Source organism: Parabacteroides sp. 20_3 (assembly GCF_964238835.1).
GTDB classification, from domain to species: Bacteria; Bacteroidota; Bacteroidia; order Bacteroidales; family Tannerellaceae; genus Parabacteroides; species Parabacteroides distasonis.
Genome location: NZ_CAXSNO010000001.1, coordinates 438,206 through 457,487 on the forward strand (window position 1 = coordinate 438,206; position 19,282 = coordinate 457,487).

16 protein-coding genes and 1 tRNA gene are annotated in these 19,282 nt (G+C 43.4%); 4 read left to right on the forward strand and 13 right to left on the reverse strand.

Annotated elements, in window-relative coordinates; all coding sequences use genetic code 11:
- Positions 1–2: 2 nt before the first annotated feature.
- From ACESPU_RS01870 to ACESPU_RS01910, 9 genes are all read right to left on the reverse strand, one after another.
- The gene (locus ACESPU_RS01870; RefSeq protein ID WP_005856270.1) at positions 3–1,064 is read right to left on the reverse strand and encodes a hypothetical protein; all 1,062 of its coding nucleotides are present in this window, start codon (positions 1,062–1,064) and stop codon (positions 3–5) included.
- Positions 1,061–2,212, reverse strand: coding sequence for a glycosyltransferase (locus ACESPU_RS01875; protein ID WP_005868195.1), 1,152 nt, complete (start codon positions 2,210–2,212; stop codon positions 1,061–1,063). The genes ACESPU_RS01870 and ACESPU_RS01875 overlap by 4 nt, the downstream gene beginning before the upstream one ends.
- A 111-nt stretch (positions 2,213–2,323) precedes the next feature.
- Positions 2,324–3,853 carry a membrane protein gene (locus ACESPU_RS01880; protein WP_008778277.1) on the reverse strand — a complete coding sequence of 510 codons (1,530 nt, stop codon included), beginning with the start codon at positions 3,851–3,853 and terminating at the stop codon, positions 2,324–2,326.
- Positions 3,854–3,940: 87 nt separating this feature from the next.
- Positions 3,941–4,462, reverse strand: coding sequence for an acyltransferase family protein (locus tag ACESPU_RS01885; protein ID WP_009017867.1), 522 nt, complete (start codon positions 4,460–4,462; stop codon positions 3,941–3,943).
- 328 nt (positions 4,463–4,790) lie between these two features.
- Positions 4,791–5,552 (reverse strand): DNA-binding domain-containing protein, encoded by a 762-nt coding sequence (locus ACESPU_RS01890; RefSeq protein WP_005856246.1) that lies wholly within the window; start codon positions 5,550–5,552, stop codon positions 4,791–4,793.
- A 51-nt stretch (positions 5,553–5,603) separates the two neighbouring features.
- Positions 5,604–6,746 carry an MraY family glycosyltransferase gene (locus ACESPU_RS01895; protein ID WP_005856244.1) on the reverse strand — a complete coding sequence of 381 codons (1,143 nt, stop codon included), beginning with the start codon at positions 6,744–6,746 and terminating at the stop codon, positions 5,604–5,606.
- Positions 6,743–7,132, reverse strand: a complete 390-nt coding sequence (locus tag ACESPU_RS01900; protein ID WP_009017866.1) for a hypothetical protein — start codon at positions 7,130–7,132, stop codon at positions 6,743–6,745. Before ACESPU_RS01900 ends, ACESPU_RS01895 begins: the two co-directional genes overlap by 4 nt.
- 54 nt (positions 7,133–7,186) lie before the next feature.
- On the reverse strand, positions 7,187–8,299 hold the full coding sequence (locus ACESPU_RS01905; protein ID WP_217799585.1) for a transcription termination/antitermination protein NusG: 1,113 nt from the start codon (positions 8,297–8,299) through the stop codon (positions 7,187–7,189).
- Positions 8,300–8,823: 524 nt separating this feature from the next.
- A complete protein-coding gene (locus ACESPU_RS01910) occupies positions 8,824–9,759 on the reverse strand; it encodes a site-specific integrase (protein ID WP_122145115.1) in 936 nt (311 codons plus the stop codon).
- 84 nt (positions 9,760–9,843) lie between these two features.
- Between ACESPU_RS01910 and ACESPU_RS01915 the strand changes: the two genes are divergently transcribed.
- On the forward strand, positions 9,844–12,666 hold the full coding sequence (locus tag ACESPU_RS01915; protein WP_373133101.1) for a sugar-binding domain-containing protein: 2,823 nt from the start codon (positions 9,844–9,846) through the stop codon (positions 12,664–12,666).
- Between the two features lie 516 nt (positions 12,667–13,182).
- Here ACESPU_RS01915 and ACESPU_RS01920 read toward each other — a convergent pair.
- A complete protein-coding gene (locus tag ACESPU_RS01920; RefSeq protein WP_005856231.1) occupies positions 13,183–14,094 on the reverse strand; it encodes a ThuA domain-containing protein in 912 nt (303 codons plus the stop codon).
- The gene (locus ACESPU_RS01925; RefSeq protein WP_373133102.1) at positions 14,091–14,588 is read right to left on the reverse strand and encodes a hypothetical protein; all 498 of its coding nucleotides are present in this window, start codon (positions 14,586–14,588) and stop codon (positions 14,091–14,093) included. Before ACESPU_RS01925 ends, ACESPU_RS01920 begins: the two co-directional genes overlap by 4 nt.
- Before the next feature lie 100 nt (positions 14,589–14,688).
- On the opposite strand from ACESPU_RS01925, the gene ACESPU_RS01930 reads away from it, so the two are divergent.
- Both ACESPU_RS01930 and ACESPU_RS01935 read left to right on the forward strand, forming a co-directional pair.
- On the forward strand, positions 14,689–15,933 hold the full coding sequence (locus tag ACESPU_RS01930; RefSeq protein WP_373133103.1) for a family 20 glycosylhydrolase: 1,245 nt from the start codon (positions 14,689–14,691) through the stop codon (positions 15,931–15,933).
- A gap of 125 nt (positions 15,934–16,058) precedes the next feature.
- A complete protein-coding gene (locus tag ACESPU_RS01935) occupies positions 16,059–16,622 on the forward strand; it encodes a sugar O-acetyltransferase (protein WP_158533023.1) in 564 nt (187 codons plus the stop codon).
- 13 nt (positions 16,623–16,635) lie between these two features.
- Here ACESPU_RS01935 and ACESPU_RS01940 read toward each other — a convergent pair whose 3' ends face one another.
- Together ACESPU_RS01940 and ACESPU_RS01945 are read right to left on the reverse strand one after the other, a co-directional pair.
- Complete coding sequence (locus ACESPU_RS01940; protein ID WP_005868179.1) at positions 16,636–17,538, reverse strand: AraC family transcriptional regulator; 903 nt, start codon at positions 17,536–17,538, stop codon at positions 16,636–16,638.
- Between the two features lie 145 nt (positions 17,539–17,683).
- A tRNA-Asp gene (locus ACESPU_RS01945) sits at positions 17,684–17,757 on the reverse strand.
- 144 nt (positions 17,758–17,901) lie between these two features.
- Here ACESPU_RS01945 and ACESPU_RS01950 point away from each other — a divergent pair.
- Positions 17,902–19,215, forward strand: coding sequence for a pyridoxal phosphate-dependent aminotransferase (locus ACESPU_RS01950; RefSeq protein WP_005868178.1), 1,314 nt, complete (start codon positions 17,902–17,904; stop codon positions 19,213–19,215).
- Positions 19,216–19,282: the final 67 nt, after the last annotated feature.

A 19,282-nucleotide genomic window follows, 5' to 3' on the forward strand; every position in this document is an offset into this window, starting at 1 on the left:
AATTAATTGGTTTTACCACAAGAATACTTACCCGACATTACTATCCAAAAAAACAGACCTCCCCAAAGATATGTATTAATAATAGCACTTTCGGACAAACTCAAAAATAAATATTGAAGCATTACAGGAATGAGAATCAAATTATAATCAAACTTAGAAACAGCCTTACAATATAGATTATACAAATATGCTAAAGAAAAAATTCCAGAAGACAGCAGCAATGATATATACGCAACATCTATTATAATAGACTCATCAATATTAGTTGCACCAATCAACAAATTATTCGGAGTTAATTCGCCAAATACGAGCAAAGAATACCTTAATCTACCAGAACTAATTTCATGAATAAAAGAATACTCTGATTCATTAAACAAAACAACAATAAAAAAGAATAGTATCACAAATGGATAAGACAACAATATATATTTATTAAAGAAACATTTTTTTAAATTTGTTTTTTGAACAAAAGATAAAACAAGCAGAATACAGCCAGAGAACAGAACCGTACGAGAATAAAATGATTCATATATAACAAAGACTATAAAAGCGACAAGAAATGTATTAATTTCTTTCTTTAAAACCACAAGAAAAATAACCAAGAAAAACAAATACAATGAAAACAGGTTAGGATTTCCATATCCCATATCACTAACAACGCCTCCAGACTTATAGAAAAAATCAGAATATTCTTCATGCAACACTCCTAAAATCAATAAACCGTAATTTATAATTAAGAATAATACAGTTAGACAAAAAGAATATTTAGCCATTTTATCAATATAAAGATTCCTAGATATTGATACCAGCAATGACACAAACAACATTTTAGATGCTTCCACACGAAACAATGAAAGTATAAAAAATAGAACTATCCAATAAATATTATCATCTATCTTTGTAAAAAGCAACGAAATAAAAGAAATACCAATAATAAGTATAGATAAATTAGCTGTAGCAAAGTCTGATATATTTAGTGTCATTTTAAGATTAACAAGAAATATTATAATAAAGAACAATATCTCTAAAATTCTATTCTTCTTAATAACAAATGAGCCAGTCATAAAATACTATATATTTCATTCATTGTTTTTTCAACATCAAACATCAAAGAACGTTTTGCTGCTTTATCTTGATAGACAAAGACCTTATTATAATCATTGACAAATAATTTAATTGCATTATACAGAGATTCATCATCATTGTCTGCCAAAACCCCATACTCGGAATTTGACCCTAAAAGCTCTACTGGACCAACTGTTTTTGTAGACACAATTGCTTTTCCCAGACATAATGCTTCCGCCACAACTAAAGAAAATCCCTCTGCCAAAGAACAACTCACAAATAAATCCGCACACTTTATATAGACATAAGGATTAGGCTTATAACCTAAAAGGTGTACATTATCATCCAAATGTAAATCATGGATCATTTTACTAAGATCTGACTCCAAACAACCTGCACCAACAATCCAAAAATCTATATCATATCCATTATCTACAAAAATTCTAGCAACTCTTATAATACTATCAAATTGTTTTTGTCTAACCAATCTTCCTACTAGACAAACCGTAAATTTCCTTTTCTCAACTTTAAACTCATTTGCCCGCAAGACAATTGTCTTACAATCTATCAAATTATATATTACTTTTGTGGATGTAGTCACATTAAAAAGTTGTTGAAATTTATTTTTCGCATCATTAGACACAAAGATCACATCATCCATTAATTCATAACATTTCTTCTCATGCTTATTACTTTTGAAATACCTTTTTGTCCAATGGAAATTAAACAGATCTACGTGCACCCAAGATAAATGCCTAATTCCTTGCTTCAATATAAAGCTATGATACACCAAACTCCGTCCTTCTAAAAAAGATATTATCGTATCATACTTTTCACCTTTCATCTTATCAATTATTATCTGTCTTCTAAAAAATAATATATAAAAATAATATAAACCAAAATAGGACATTATTTTTCCTATCATTCTTTCTAATAAGGGTCTATTAATATTATAGAATAATATTATTTTTCTCACTTCTAAAGGCACTAGATTTGCATAATTTCCAAAATCATGTTCTAACAAAAGATCTATATCATATTTACTATAATCAAAATTATTAAGCATATCCACCAATAATTTTTCCGCTCCACCATCATAAAGGCTTTGCATCACGAACAGAATTCTTTTTTTATTGCCACAAGTCATATATAAATAATTTAAATTCAAATTACATCAAATATATTCTAGTTACTTAACATGATTCAATAACCCTACATTGCTTATATACTATTTTTACTCTATTAATAACAAAAACAACTATTTAACAACAAATCGTTTTAGAGCCGCATGCAATATCATACGCTCACTTGATTGCAACAAACTATAAATAACACTAAAGCCAATAAATACGGAAAGCGAAAAAACTATCAAGAAACGAAAAACTGAATCATTAGGTTCGATTAACATCAATATAGAACCGACTAACACCAATGAGAATGTAAAAATTAATATAGGCCTAACAACATCTCGAAAGTATTTTCTCATATTCAACTGTATTTGCCTATGAATATCACACAAACTATAAAACCAATATCCTACATTTGCTAAAACCGCAACAATAAATGGGACAAGCGGATTAGCATTCAATCTTAACAAAAGATAGCTTATAGGTAATATCGCCAACGTGAACATTCTACCATATACTTGACTGTTTTTTATATGTCCAGTTGCATTTGCCGCCATCCATAGAGGTGGTATAAATACTCCTATCAAGGATTCACACAGAACAAGACGAGTGAATGATATAGTATGGCTTGGAACCTCACCTAACCAAACCTCCAGTATAAACTCTATCTCAACCATTACAGGTATAGCTATCAAGGCCGCTAAGAAATAAGCATATTTAGAGCTTTTCTCAATTAGTGTCACCATGTATTCACAATCACCGGAAGCATATGATTTAATTATTTGAGGTTTAACCGCTGTCATCATATTCTCAGTAAAACGTGTAACAACTGCGCTTACTTGCACAGAAACCGCTCGTGCCGCATTTACAGCGGGACCAAAGAATATATTTAAAAGGATATTTGTTCCTTGTACACCTGCAGACCAAGCGAAACAGCCAAATAAATTTTGACCTATAAACTTTGACATCTCTGCGACCAAACTATAATTCCAATAAAACCTAAATTTACATTCGGTAAATGACCTTACACTATATATCGCATAAATTAGCCAGACGAAGACAGAAACTATAGCCATAAGCAAACCATACAATATCAACGAATCGATTGTTCCAAAAGCTTCAAGCAAATAGACTATGAATAATCGAGCACAAGCCTCAAAAAGACCAAGATAGGCATATATATTCATTCGCTCATGCGCAACTATAGCCCCCATTAATGGGACTTGATTAATAGCGGAAAGTATGGAGATCAATGAAAAATGATATACCCAAACGGCAGCACCTAACCTCTCTGGAGGTATCACTAACTTATTGTATACAAACCAAAGTCCCAATGTTTCACCAAACAGCAATAATAATACGGATAACAGCCACATGAGGGTTAGGCTCTGTCTAAAAGCACATCCTGTCTCCATTAAGTCTTGTTTTCCCAAACCTATATTCATATATCGTTGGGTAACATTAGATAAACTAGAAATAAAAAAGCTCATGATGGAAACTACCCCTCCCACCACATTATAAATGCCGAAATCCTCTACACCCAAAACCCTCAACACGACCCGACTGGTGTACAGCGTCACCCCCATAATCAGAAGCATGCGCATGTAGAGGAACAACGTGTTCTTAGCTATTCGCTTATTGTTTTCGGAATTTGCAGACATAAAATCGTAATCGAACAATCCAAAGCACACACTTTATTAAGACACACCAGACAATGCAGAGAATAATATTTCATGACTTAAGAGCAATTAAAGCACATATTTTTTTATGTATTTTACAACAAAATGCAATATACAACCCAATAATACACTAGAAATCACATACACTACAAAAGCAAAAAAAGGATTATCTATAATACGCATTAAGGAATAACGTCCTTCACTAACAACCTCAAACATCAAATATATCTCAAAACTAATAAAAAAACAAAAATGAAACATATTTATTAGGAACAGATTTTTTACATTGAAATGATAATCATCCACAAAATAAAGGAATGCAAACATTAAAATCAGAAATGGATAATATGTAACTGAAAGTTTAAAAAATCTTTGTTTCAGAAAAGACATATCATATTCCATCCGGCTATTATTATTCCATACAATACCAAATAGCATACCAGACATTGCGATAAACAATGTTACAAAGACACCTCCGAAATAATGTCCTAAAAATGAAATTGAATTATAATTATGACAAAAATGGCATAGCAATATACCGGTAATAGCAAGAGCCCTTAAATAGTCGAAGGCAACAATACGTTCTCTCATCTCTCTATTAATAAATCATTTAAATATTATGCAAACTCAATACAAGGCGTACACTCTAGGGGAGGCTCTTTGCAGTACCCTAAACCTAGTCATATTAACAATCAATTTTGATTTTAACATTATCTGTGTCCAATGTAATGTTATTAGGAACTTTATTCACATAATTCCTACACCCATTATCAGATCACACCGTGGTCTCACCAATGTACAAGCTATTTCCAAAGCATACTCAACCGAGAAATCCCTGTTACCTTATCATGTAAAGGTGGTTTACCAGTACAGGTAATAGTGATTTATCTGTACTGGTAATAGCGATTTACCAAATATGTCAGATCTCATCCGGGCTCTCGCTATCGCCACCGCCATCAGCAGGCTTTCCGCCCACCCAAATTTGCGTACTTACGCTACGAGGCGTTTTCAGTATGTGACCCGCACTACCATACTGCGTCGTCACAGTCAGCGTGTACTCACCTTCCGCCAAATCAGCCGGCAGGAGCAACGTGAGCGAAGAAGGGTTGTTGATGGTGATCTGGTCGTCCGTCAGTTTCGTGGTGGCACCTTTGGAGTCGGTCAGCGTAACACCTACCGACTCGTGGTCGCCAACCACTTTCAACATCGCCCCACGGACGAAGAAGTTGTGACCCGCAGTGGCGCTGCCGTCTTTCAAGCCCGTCTTACGATCCTCGGTCTCCAAGATGTACATGATGTTAGACTTCTCGCCGAGGATCTCCACCACGGTCTTGGCGATCGCCTCGCGCAGAGCCTTGTCTTGCGTGAAAGAGACGTAGATGGAATTATTCTCCTTGTTCCAAGCGCCGCCCTCAACCACGCCTTTCAACTGGGGGACGGCACGGAACAGACCCGTGTTCACGCTATAGCCGTTTAAGATCAAGTCCATTACTATCCGATGGTAGAGGGTCACAGAGTGACGCATCGTCTCCGGGCGTAGACCGGTGTCTTGCTTGTACATCTCCTCCAACACGTCATCCAAAGTTAAACTTCCGGCCGAGGCCAGTAACAAGATCTTGTCCGTCTTGTTGTCGGTGGTCACCGCATTATCGATGAGCCAGCCTTTCAATACTTTCTTCATGGTATTTTGATTTATAGGAAGGACGGAATTGCCCTTCCCGGCTTTCCTTGTCTAGAACCTCTTGTCGAATGCCGATTCCCTCTTCTGCCGATTCCGGGCGATCAGCCAATCGATCACCAAGTGAAGAACCGTCCATAGAGACAGGTTTAAAAATAATATACAATTGACATTCAAATGATTAGCCAATACAATATTCAATGCGATAAAGAAAACGGACACGCAAATGATCGTCACCATCACCATCCGCACCCGCATACCCGTGCGCAACAACTTATGATGGAAATGGTTCTTGTCCGGCAAGAACGGGTTCTTGTGCTCACGAAGGCGGCGCAGCACCACACGTACCACGTCCAGCAACGGTACCAAGACCGTGGAAAAGGCAATCACCAAATAAGGATTCGAACGCTCCGTAGAGGTACTATTCGATACGCATAAATGAATGATCAGGAAACTGATCACGTAGCCCAACGTCAAACTCCCAGCATCGCCCATGAAGAGCTTATGTCCGCAGTTGGCATTGCCAAAGACATTGTAGCACCAGAAAGGCATGAGGATTCCCAGCGTACAGATAGCGAGCAAGGCATAAACACATTGATCTTGAATGAAAAAGAACACGCTCAAGACCGATAAGGCGATACAGCACAAACCGGAGGCCAGACCATCGATCCCGTCAATCAGGTTGATAGCGTTTGTCACATAAACCACGGCGAAAACCGTGACTGGCACACCCAGCAAGGCCGGGACCGAATAGATCCCGAATAGGCCTCCCAGCGTATCGAGCCAATTGCCGGACAACACCAGCAGGAGGGCCGACACGACTTGTACGATGAACTTGTAGCGGTAACCCACCCCGACCAAGTCATCGCAGACACCCACCAGATAAAGAAGTGTCATGCCCACGAACAAGAAAAGATACTCATGGAGCATCTCGATCGAGAAGCTAGACAGATCCGAGGGCCACAGATAAAGGCGAAAGCCTATCACCAAGGCAAACGACATCAAGACCACGGGAAAAAACGACAGGCCACCCAAGCGGGGAACCGGGGTCGTGTGTACCTTTCGAGAATCCGGGACATCATACAGTCTTTTCTTGTGGGAGATCACCAAGATCCTCGGGATGATCACCATGCCCAAAGACACGGAGATCAGATATCCGGACAGTAATAACAATAATAGAATTTGCACCTCACTCATACGATCTCACTTAATGAAGGCAACCCCTTCACCTCGCCGGCATGCCACGCTTGGTAGTCCTCATGGGAGAGTTGGGATGCTGTTAATAATTTGTAATCTATGTCGTCTCTTCGCAAGATGTGCTTGCGGGCATACGAGCGGAGCGAACGATCCGTAACGGACACCATCACCACAGGAAAAGGGTAGCCGAGCAAACGCATTGGCGTAATCTCGCTGTCCGGGAACACATGGCGCAACTGATAGGCCGAGCGCTCAAATGCCACCCAGTAAGGACCCGTGCAATACAGGTGAATCGAGTTTTGGTTCGCACGCTCGCGGTTCATGATATCATTTAAATGCTCGTTCAGCAACCGCACCAAACGAACGCCGGAAGGAAGGGAAGACATTTCTTTTTGATTTATGATTTATGATTTAAACTGTCAACTGTCACTTGTCTACTGTTAACTTATTTCATGGTTGAGCCACCCGTCGTAATCGTCCAGCCGGCGGATCAAGGATAACTTGCTTTTCTTGGGCGAGGACTCACCCCGCCAAGGATCCACCACCTCATGCGCCATCTGCCGGTAGAGACTGCTGTCCGTGCAACCGTAGAGCGTCACAAGCAGCAAGGCACGGGATTGCGCCGCCTTTACCGCCGGGAGCATGCTTCGCATCGTGGCGAGCAAACGCACGAACTCATCTTCCTCGCCCAACAACTTGTAGGCAGAAAGAAGCAATGAGTAGATCTTGCAACGCATCACGTCCGTCTCCGCACGGAGCGAACCGTAGGATCTCAACACCTCACGGGCCAAACGAGTATCCTCCTCTGATACGCTGCCGGAGGCATGGTAACGTCCCAAGGCATCGTGCAAACCCTCCCGCAGGCGGTCGTTGTCCAGATGGGTATAGACGTGCTTGCCCTTGGTGTTCAGCTCGATCAGCTCGTACTCGCCCGGCTTCACCTCCAACAAGGGGACCCACATGCAATCGAGGATACGAGCCATCACATCTTTATGACCGCCACCCGGCTGGATCACCACCTCCGCCTCCATACCGGTAAAATAACCGGACGTGATACGCACACGGTCGCCCTTCAGCAAGCGGTCGCTGTCCGGTACGTACACCGGAAGCTCGTTGGAATAAGATTCCGCCACCCAACGTAAATTCCCCATCTCGTCATCCGACAGATAAGGGAAATGAGTCATGCCTCCGGAAGAGACCCGGGGAAGGAAATTGTATAGGGGAAGCGTGCGCTTCATCTGGAAGATCTCCTCAACCGAGGACCGGACAAACACGTAGTTGAACAGCAGGGGTCGTTTCGTGTTGACCATCTTTCCGTCCACCTTCCTCACCTCCACATAGGAGGGGGCGAAATACTCGAACAACGTCTCCCCACGACGCTTGCGCCGGGAAAGCTCGGCATCCAAGCTTTTAGCGGGGCTGATCCTGTCGCGTCGTGCCACACCCGTAGTAGGAAGCGTGAGCACGTACCAGCGTACAGTCTTCAGGTCATGACGCTTGCCAACCCGCGCCGTACCCCTCTCCGAGCGACCGTCTCTCAAAACATTCATCATTATGATTATCTTTTCCTAAGATTATAGCAGGATCTCCACTCAAGCCTCACGACAATTCAAAGCCCTACCAAGAGAACCATATTTACTCCTGATAAACAACACTTTATGTCTTTAAAAATGGCTTTTCTGAAAATCACCATCGCTTGAAATATTAAGCTACTCGGGAAGTAGCTTAAAAGGTTGGAAAATGGTTATTACCCAGTTGTAGAGACGGAGCGTGCTCCGTCTCCCACCGTCTGACAGTAATTTAGAATACCATTTTGAGGGGATGAGACGGGGCACGCCCCGTCTCTACAAGAATGTATGTTCGATTTTTAGGAGGGACGTGATGATGTAGGAAATACGAGATCATTTCGTCTCTATTGCCATGTCTATGCACTAGGAATAAGAACGAAGATTTAAGGAGAATCAAGGTCGGAGCACAAACTAATGAACAAACTAAGCCTTATGATTGCTTGTTATTTGTTATTTTTTATTACTTTTGCGCCGTGAAAGAATACGCTACTTCCCGAGTAGCAAGCCTCTTACCCCACTTTGGGTATCGGTTTACACACGCTCTCAAAACAATTCCGGTTCACTGTCGACAAACGTTCCAACGAGAAGCTCTTCAAATAGATCTGTGTTGTCTTAATAGACTTATGCCCCAACAACTCACTGATAACCTCGATCGATACATCTTGTTCCTTCAAGAACGAGGCGAATGAATGACGGATCGTATATGAGGTGACCGGAAGCGTAACGCCTGTCGATCTCGCCAACAACTTCAAGTCACGGTTAAAGCGGGACAAGGTCCTGTTATATTCTTTGTAGGCCGCCTCACCGGTTCTCCTTCCACTCAAAAAAGGAAATAAATAAAGGGATTCCTTTGCCGTACAAGCGGACAACTCATCCAACAGCCGCAACGCCCCGGAGGGAATCTCCAGCTGTATGAGAGACCCGCTCTTTTGTCGGTGATACTGCAATATCCCATCCCGGATATTCTCCCATTTCAAATGCGCAAGATCCACAAACGCTATCCCGCTGAACGCGAACATCAACCGAACGGTCAACTGTACACGCCGCAAGGATTGATCCTCCAATTCAGCGTTAAACATACGCTCCAGCATCTCTCGCGGCAACGCCTTCTTCCGCTTGCTTTCAACGCCCGTGAAGACATCTTTGAACAGGTTGGGTACAAAGGGAGCCTCGTTCGCCTCCACGGCTAAGTTATAAATGTGACGAATCCGACGCATATAGGTGGACACCGTATTCAACGAACGGCCCCCACGCAACAACCATGACTGATAGCACAAAAGCCTGTTCCTATTAATATAGGCATAAGGAATCGCCTCCATACCGCAAAAGCACTTGAACGAGTTCAAGGCATCTTGATAACTCTTCGCCGTGGAATACCGTTTTTTCTCACGCAGACAAGCCATGTAGATGGACAGGCCCATAACAAAATCTTCTTCTTTTTTCATATCTTCTCCTTAATAAAAAGGCCAAAAATACTACCTTTGTACACTATTAATTAAGTAAACCATATTTAGAGTAAAAACATTACCATGAAGAGATTTTGGAGTATTCCACTTATGCTCATGCTATTCGCATGCCAAACTCCCAAAGAGAGTAGAGAGGAATTATCGCTTGCCGGTTGCTGGGAATTACGATTGGATTCAACAGATGTCACCGAGCAAGTTCAATTACCGGGTACCACGGACACCAACCAAAAAGGATACCCTAACAATGACAAGGAGGAGACAACTCATTTGTCTAGGCCCTTCCGCTATCAAGGTAAGGCTTGGTATCAGAAAGAGATCACGATTCCAGAGAATTGGGAAGGCAAGAGCATTTGGTTAATCTTGGAGCGAACAAAACCGACCCAAATATGGGTAGATAGCATATATGTCGGTTCATCCGACCATATTTCCACCCCTCAAGAATACGATCTGTCCGCATATCTCCGGGCTGGGAAGCATCACTTGACCATTCTAGTCGATAACGGTTTGAGCGTTCCGCCCCAATTATTGGACAATTCACACGCTTATACGGAATCCACGCAGACAAACTGGAACGGTATTATCGGAGACCTAAAATTGGAAGCCCGTCCACAATTCCATATCCGCCGGATACAAGTATATCCACATGCGGATCAAAAAACGGTGGACGTAAAAATAAAGCTTTCAAATCCATTCGAGCAAATGATAGTAGCCGCCGTTCAAATAGAGATGGAGGCTTTCAACACAGGCTTAGAGCACCATATCCAATTCAATAAGAATATCGTAGTTCAACAAGACGAGATCGTATTCCAAATACCGATGGGTGATGACGCCTTGGAATGGAGCGAGTTCTCCCCTACCCTGTATCGCTTGACCGCGAACATCCAAGGAGAGAATATCCAAGATAGCCAAAGTACTACTTTCGGATTAAGAGATTTCAAAGCAGAAGGAACACAATTCAACATCAACGGATTGACCACCTTCCTTCGTGGAAAACACGATGCTTGCGTATTCCCGCTTACAGGCCATGTACCGATGGATACCGCAGCATGGAGACGCTATTTCCGGATCGCCAAGGAATACGGTATCAATCACTGCCGTTTCCATTCATGGTGTCCTCCTAAAGCTTGTTTCGAGGCGGCCGATATCGAAGGTTTTTACCTCCAACCGGAACTGCCTTTTTGGGGAAAGATGGAAAAGGGCGATACCACTTTGATCCATTTCCTCACCAAAGAAGGATTACAAATACAGGAGGCTTACGGGAATCACGCCTCTTTCGTCATGATGGCGATCGGCAACGAGCTTTCCGGGGATCAAGACGCGATGGTGGACATGATCGCCCGTTTCCGTAGTGAGGACGGACGGCATTTATACGCATCTGGATCGAATGACTATCTAGGCTTCAACGGCCCTGCGGCGGGTGACGATTACTTCACGACCTGTCGAGTCCCCGGCGCTAACGTATTCAGCAACCATACCCGGGGTTCCTTCTCTTTCGCAGATGCGGAGGATGGCGGTTATATCAACCATACCTATCCAAACTCGGTCATGAATTTCGAATCCGCTATCGAACAATGTTCATTGCCTATCATCGGACACGAAACCGGGCAATTCCAATGTTATCCGAATTATGAGGAAATCAAGAAATATACCGGGGCACTAAAACCTTGGAATCTGGAGATATTCCGCACACGGCTGGGCGAGTCCGGTATGGCCGGACAAGCGGATGATTTCTTCAAGGCTTCCGGTAAATGGATGGCGCAACTTTACCGGGCCGAGATGGAAATGGCGTTCCGTACTCCGGGAATGGCCGGCTTCCAATTATTGGATTTACAGGATTATCCGGGACAGGGCACGGCGTTAGTCGGTATCTTGGACGCTTTTATGGATAATAAGGGCTTGATAACCGCCGAGGAATGGAAAGAATCTTGCGATGATGTCGTATTATTGGCTCTCCTGCCTAAATTCTGTTACTCCGGGAATGAGGCGATCAAAGGCTCCATCAAGGTAGCGAACTATACACCTACCGTTTTAAAAGGGAAACATCTAACTTGGACCTTGACAAATCGTCAAGATCAAGTAATCGCCCAAAACAACATACCGCTGCAAATCAATCAAGGGACGTTGGCCGAGGTAGGCCCATTAAATATCGCTTTACCTGCCATTCAAGAGGCTGAGACCTATACTTTACGGCTGGCGATCGAGGGCACGGATTATCACAATCATTATCCGTTATGGATTTATCCGGAACATAATAACGTGCAAATCCCTACGGATATCAATGTTATTAAGAAATGGGATAAACAGGCCGAGAACTTATTGGCGAACGGGGCGAAAGTATTGTGGTTCCCGGATGCCAAGACTTACAAGAACGTGACGGTAGACGGATTATTCCAGACCGATTACTGGAATTACCGGATGTTTAAGTCCATCTGCGAATGGGTAAAGAAACCGGTCTCTCCGGGTACCCTCGGATTATTAATGAATCCCTCTCATCCGGCTTTCACTCATTTCCCGACGGATTTCCATACAAACTGGCAATGGTTCACGATGATAAAGAATAGCCATCCGTTGATACTGGACCAGCTTCCGGATAATTACAGGCCAATCGTACAAGTGATCGATAACGTGGAGCGTAATCATAAATTAGGGATGATCCAAGAATTCAATGTCGGCCCGGGTAAGTTATTAATCTGTATGACAGACTTGGAAACCCAACAAGAATACCCGGAAGCCCGCCAATTATACCATACCTTATTAAGTTATATGGATTCCTCCGAGTTCTCGCCTCAGATGACATTAACGCCCGCTCAATTGATCGAGTTATTCACGCATCAAGTCGGAGATTCGAAGATTAAGGAATTAGGGAATATCTCGTATGACGAGTAAGCGAGATGACAAATATACGATCTAATCCTGTCTTTTTAATAGATATAAGGCGTATCTTGTAACACAACCTTTTGAGAGAGATTGCCAAGTAGAGGAAAGAGGATAGCTATATATGGCGCTTTTTACTCAAAAAGGCCGCTTTTTATACACGATAGGTCATGAAAGCCTACGCAACTAGTCGTGTTAGGCAACGCCAATAGTCACGTTGGGCATCGAAAGCAGTCATGAATAGGGTTATGAACTGTCATGAATAGGCATCATAACCCTATCATTTCCCCATCGTAACCCTATGAGATAGCCCAAACAACCCATAAGATATGAATTACGATGAACTAATTCCGCTAGAATGAAAGGCTGTTTTTTGACATCTATCTATTTAACAGATGATTACCGATTTTCTCTTGCGTATTTAGGAGCGAGCCGTACTTTGTCCCGGGAAAATCGATTCTCCGGGACTTAACTTTACAATTTGTCAATTTGATTATTCTGTCGAAAGACACCATCTTATTAAGGCATTTAATTCGTCGCATGGAAAGGAGCCTTGAATTCCGGACGGAGCGTACAGGTATCTTCCAATGGGAAATCCCGAGGGGCCTCTTGCGTCACTTCCCCGGTGGCTGCCCATTCAGCCCCTCTTAGTAAGGTTACCTGAAAACCCGTACACTCCATCGAGTAAATCATATTCGGGTCATTGCCACAATGCCCCAACAGATCGACAAAGACACGCCCCTTCCCCCACTTCACCGTCCACATCAACGGTTCATGGCGTCCACGCTCATAAGCGGTAGCCAATATCTCCACATTCCGTACCGGACCACGCAAGCGGGTATAAATCTCGTCCTTAAAATGTTTCCATCTTATAGGCAGACCTTTCAAAATAGGGTGCTCCGGCGCACGATGCTCTAGGATCGTCTCATGCTGCAAGCCATGATAACCCGCATAACCGGGTGTATAATCGTATACATATTTGCCCTCTTTCCAATACAGGTAAGGACCGTCTTTCTCGTTTCGCCCCTCCCAAGCTCCCATGCCGATTATCTCGTTGTACGCTTTCCAACCGGCCATAGGTACCACGGAGGAATGGATAATCACGACCCCACCACCATCCGCTACATAGTTCTCGAAAGCTTTTTGGACAGGCTCGGGCCAGACTTCACCTCCGTAATTAACAACAACCAAGTTATATTTAGCGAAATCGGGCTTAAAGGTATTTATATCTCCTCCGAAATCCGGGGTAAAGACGAAATCCACCTTAAACATTCCACTGTTCTCTAAGATCTGCTTCATGGCCTCGCAAGCACCTCGCCAATAATGACTGCCATCTTGCCCGGCGATCATCATCGTTTTTATCACCTTTTTCTGGGCGTAAGAGGTTGAGGCTGATAAGGCGCAACAGATAAGCGCTATAAAATAGATATACTTTCTCATGGTTGTTGGGGGTTAAATTTTTCACTCTCGGGGCTCCATTCGATACGGTCGTAGCAACGGGTGGTTCGCAAATTATATCCTCGCTCATCAACCGTAAACTTCCCATCCTTGAAATAATCGATATATAACTCGGAGATCCCGTCATTATTGCGATCCTCCACCGTAAACGTATATTTATCTGTCACATAGATCTCATCCGATATATATTGGATCTCTCTCGTATAATTATCCACGATCACGTAATAAAACTTAAACAGGTCGAAAGTAGGGTAATGCCCATTATCCCGCCCGAAAAGCATGACCTCCTCCATAGCGGTGTCATCATCCATATTCGCTAAAACGGATTGTTGAAACCAAAAGCCGTCTTTTTGCGCTTGCGGAGGAATCCGGTCCCAACCCTCTTGATGGGCTGTCACCCGGAATTGGGCATGGGCACCCATACAAACAAAAAGCAGGAGAACCCAATAAATCAATTGTCTTATCATGTCTATCATTTTTAATTATTATTCATATTTATAAGGCACAAATGTAATGATATGTCTCTTATTGATTATATTTGTCTTGTATTAAATTCACCTTTAGTCTAAATATATTATGAGCGATCAACCAATAGATTTTACGCAACGTAACATAGCCATCGACATCCTCCGGGCTGTCACGATGTGCGTGATGATCTTCGAAAGCGTACATCAAATTAAAAATTTAAACTTTAAAACATATCGCTATATGAAAAAGATTATCGGACTATTCTTGCTTATATGGGCCATAGGTTCGGCCCAAGTTTCCGCCCAATCAGAGACAAACCGTTTAGATAGTATCATGCCCGTACGAGGCTTGGCCATCGCCGCTCCATCCGCGCAGAAGTTGGATCTATTCTTGAAGTTCGTCCAAGAGGAACTGGCTCCCAGTCATTTCAACTTGTTGATTCTACGGGTAGACTGGAATTATGCCTATGAGTCCCATCCTGAACTGAGGGATCCGACCCCACTCACACGAGAGGATGTGAAAAAGATCGTAAAGGTTTGCCGGGATAACGGAATACGTATCGCTCCCCAGATCAATCTCTTGGGGCATCAATCATGGGCTGAGACTACCTACGCTTTATTACGTGAGTATCCGGAGTTCGACGAGACGCCACACGTGGATACCAAGAACTATACGGGTTGGCCCAACTCAGACGGGCTTTATTGTAAAAGTTACTGCCCGCTTCATCCGGAAGTACATAAAATCGTATTCGCTTTAGTAGACGAGTTGACGGATGTTTTCGAGACTCAATTATTCCATGCCGGGATGGACGAGGTCTTTTATATCGGACATGATAGTTGCGTCCGTTGCGGCGGACATGACAAGGCTGAGTTATATGCCGGTGAGGTCACTAAAATACAAAACCACTTAGCCTCACAAGGCAAACGATTGATGATATGGGGAGACCGCCTGATCGATGGCAAGACTACCGGGATCGGCGCTTGGGAAGCCAGCATGAACAATACCTACCGTGCGATCGACTTGATCCCGAAAGATGTTTTTATCTGCGACTGGCATTATGAGCGTGCCGAGCAAACCGCTGTTTACTTTGCCATGAAAGGCTTCGACGTTGCTACATGCCCTTGGCGTAAACCTCAGATAGCGCTTCAACAGGTAGATGATATGATCCATTTCCGCCAGCATTCAAATCCGGAAATGTCTCGCCATTTCCAAGGAATTATCGAGACAGTCTGGTCCGGTACAGACAGTTTCCTCGAGGCCTATTATAACCCGACTACCTATAAGCAAGAGGTCTCGGACGCTGTCACGGTCAAGAAACTGATTGAGAAATATAAGGCCTTGGAGAATCGGTAAATGTAATTTAGGTCATAATTCCTGTAATCCATCTACAAAAGTTTCTCTGGATTTCATCGATCTTTGCCGTTGCAATCGAAAAGGGATAAACAAACCAAGAAGTAGAACTTATTAAAATAGCAATTATGACACTAAACGAATTCTTAAAGTACGTAGAAACAGGAAAGCCTCTTAAAGGAAACGAGGTCCATCAGTTTATGAACGAGATGAGCGATGAGGCCAGACGCATGACATTCGAGTTAAACGGCTCATATCACGATCCCGAGGAAATCCGTGAGCTGTTATCCCGCTTGTTTAATAAACCGGTCGATCCGTCTTTTCGTGTATTCCCCCCGTTCTATACGGATTTTGGGAAGAATATCACGGTAGGTAAGAACGTTTTCATCAACGCTTGCTGTCATTTTCAAGATCATGGCGGGGTGACACTGGACGACGGTTGCCAGATCGGGCATAACGTGGTCTTTGCCACCCTCAACCACGGCTTCGCCCCCGAAGACCGGAGCACTACCTACCCTGCCCCGATCGTTCTGAAAAAGAATGTCTGGGTAGGCTCGAACGCAACGATCCTATCCGGCGTAACCATTGGCGAGAACGCTATAGTCGGAGCCGGCTCGGTAGTTACTAAAGATGTACCGGATAACGCCATCGTGGGAGGTGTTCCCGCCAAGGTCATAAAATACATCCAATAACCCGTAACACCGATTACGACATCTGGGATTTCCGATATTCATTCGGGGTACACCCCACGGTCTTCTTGAATATGCGGCTGAAGTGCTGGGAGTATTGGAATCCTAGGTCGTAAGCGATTTGGCTGACGGTCTTGTTTGTCCCTAATATCCATTCTTTCGCTAAGGAAATAATCCGGTCTTGTATATTTTCTTGGGCAGTTTTCCCTGTTTCTTTCTTGATCAGATCACCGAAATAGTTTGGGGACAAACAAATCTTCTCAGCGAAATACCGTACAGTAGGTAGCCCTTCCTGTCTTAACAGATCGCTTTGCAGGTATTCATCCAGTAATCGTTCGAACCTCACCAACACATCCTTATTCGTCTCCGCACGGGTCGTAAACTGACGGTCATAAAAACGCAGGCAATAATCGAGCAGCAACTCGATATTCATCGCGATCAGCCGTTTGCTATGCTTGTCGATGGAGTGCTCCAACTCGATCTGGATTTTCCTCAGGCAATCCACGAAGATCCCCTTCTCTTCCTCAGAGAGATGTAACGCCTCGTTTGATTCATAGGAGAAGAAAGAATAACGCTTGATGTCCCGTCCCAAAGCCGTACCACGGATCAAGTCCGGATGGAAAAGCAACCCATGCGCCAAAGGCCGGGTCCCATCCTTAAGCTCAATACCCGTCACCTGCCCGGGAGCGAATCCTATTACGGTTCCTTCTTGATAATCATAATATTGCCTCCCATACCGAATATCCCCGCATTTCGTATCTTTCAGGAAAAGTCCGTATATACCATAATTAACCCGGAAATTAGTAGGCCATGTCTCGGACTTGGATAAATCTACCACGCTCACCAATGGGTGCAACGTCTCCAAGCCAAACATCTTGTTGTATTGATCAACGGTATCGATCTTTATTAGATTCTCCATAAGGCTATCTGTTTTATTGGTCTCAAAGATAAACATTCCCAATATAACAACCTCATGCCATCAGGCAAAATCCATCGAACCGGATGATATCGTACTAAAATATGTATTAAAGGAAAATTTAAAAAGAGGAAGGAGAAATAAAAAGCGGTCTGGACGGGACTCGAACCCGCGACCCCATGCGTGACAGGCATGTATTCTAACCAGCTGAACTACCAGACCAAAATGTTATTCTTTATCGCTATTCCGTTGAATTGCGATGCAAAGATAGGTGGATTTTTTGAATTAGCAATAGTTTAGGATGAAAAAATTAGAACAAATCGATAAATTTCATACTTTTGTCCCTCATATATAATTAACACTAGCATGAAAAATACTCCTGTAGACTATCAGACAGCCAGACGGATTATCGATGGCTTTGGACTTCCCGATTTTGGGAAAGCGACTATCCGGGAGGTAGTTGCCATATCCACGCAATTGGAACAAGAAACGGGAACCGAGTTCATCCATATGGAAATGGGCGTACCGGGCTTGAAAGCCGCTCAAGTAGGCGTAGACGCTGAGATCGAAGCCCTTCGTAGCGGTATAGCGTCTATCTACCCGAACATCAACGGAACTCCCGAAGTGAAAAAGCAAGCTTCCCGCTTTATCAAGGCGTTTATAAATATAGATATAGACCCGGAGTGTTGCGTACCCGTAACCGGTTCCATGCAGGGCACATACGCCTCTTTCCTTACGGCCGGACAATGTACGCCGGGAAAAGACACCATCTTGTTTATCGACCCCGGATTCCCCGTGCAGAAACAGCAAATAGCCGTTATGGGCTATAAATATGAGTCGTTCGACGTATACGAATACCGTGGCGAGCGATTGCGTGAGGCCTTGGAAACGCATCTTTCCAAAGGCAATATTGCCGCGATGATCTATTCCAACCCGAACAATCCGGCTTGGTTCTGCCTCACCGATGAGGAGTTGAAGATCATCGGCGAGATGGCCAACAAATACGACGTGATCGTCATAGAGGACCTCGCCTATTTTGCCATGGATTTCCGCAAGGACCTCGGATGTCCTTTCGAGCCTCCTTACCAAGCGAGCGTAGCCCGTTATACCGATAATTATATCATGCAGATATCCGGTTCCAAAGCGTTCAGCTATGCCGGACAGCGTATCGGCGTGACAGCGATCTCCAATAAACTTTACCATCGCTCCTATCCGGGATTGACTCAGCGTTATGGAGGCGGTACGTTCGGTACGGTATATATCCACCGTGTCTTATACGCCCTATCTTCCGGAACCAGCCACTCGGCCCAATTCGCCTTAGCCGCCATGTTCAAGGCCGCCGCGGACGGTACGTTCGACTTTGTCTCGCAAGTGAAAGAATACGGACGCCGAGCGGAGAAACTAAAGAAGATTTTTACGGATCATGGTTTCACAATCGTTTATGATCACGATCTAGACCAACCGATAGCCGACGGTTTCTATTTCACGATCGGTTACCCGGGAATGACCGGCGGACAATTGATGGAAGAGCTGGTTTATTACGGAGTAAGCGCCATATCATTAAGTACCACAGGCAGTAACCAACAAGGACTACGGGCTTGTACCTCTTTCATAAAAGATCACCAATATGATTTGCTGGACGAAAGACTGAGATTATTCGAGGAAAATCATCAAGCATAAATTAACAATAAGCCCGGTCGGTTCACGTTTATTAACTTGAATCCCGGGCTTTTCATTTGCTTCTTAT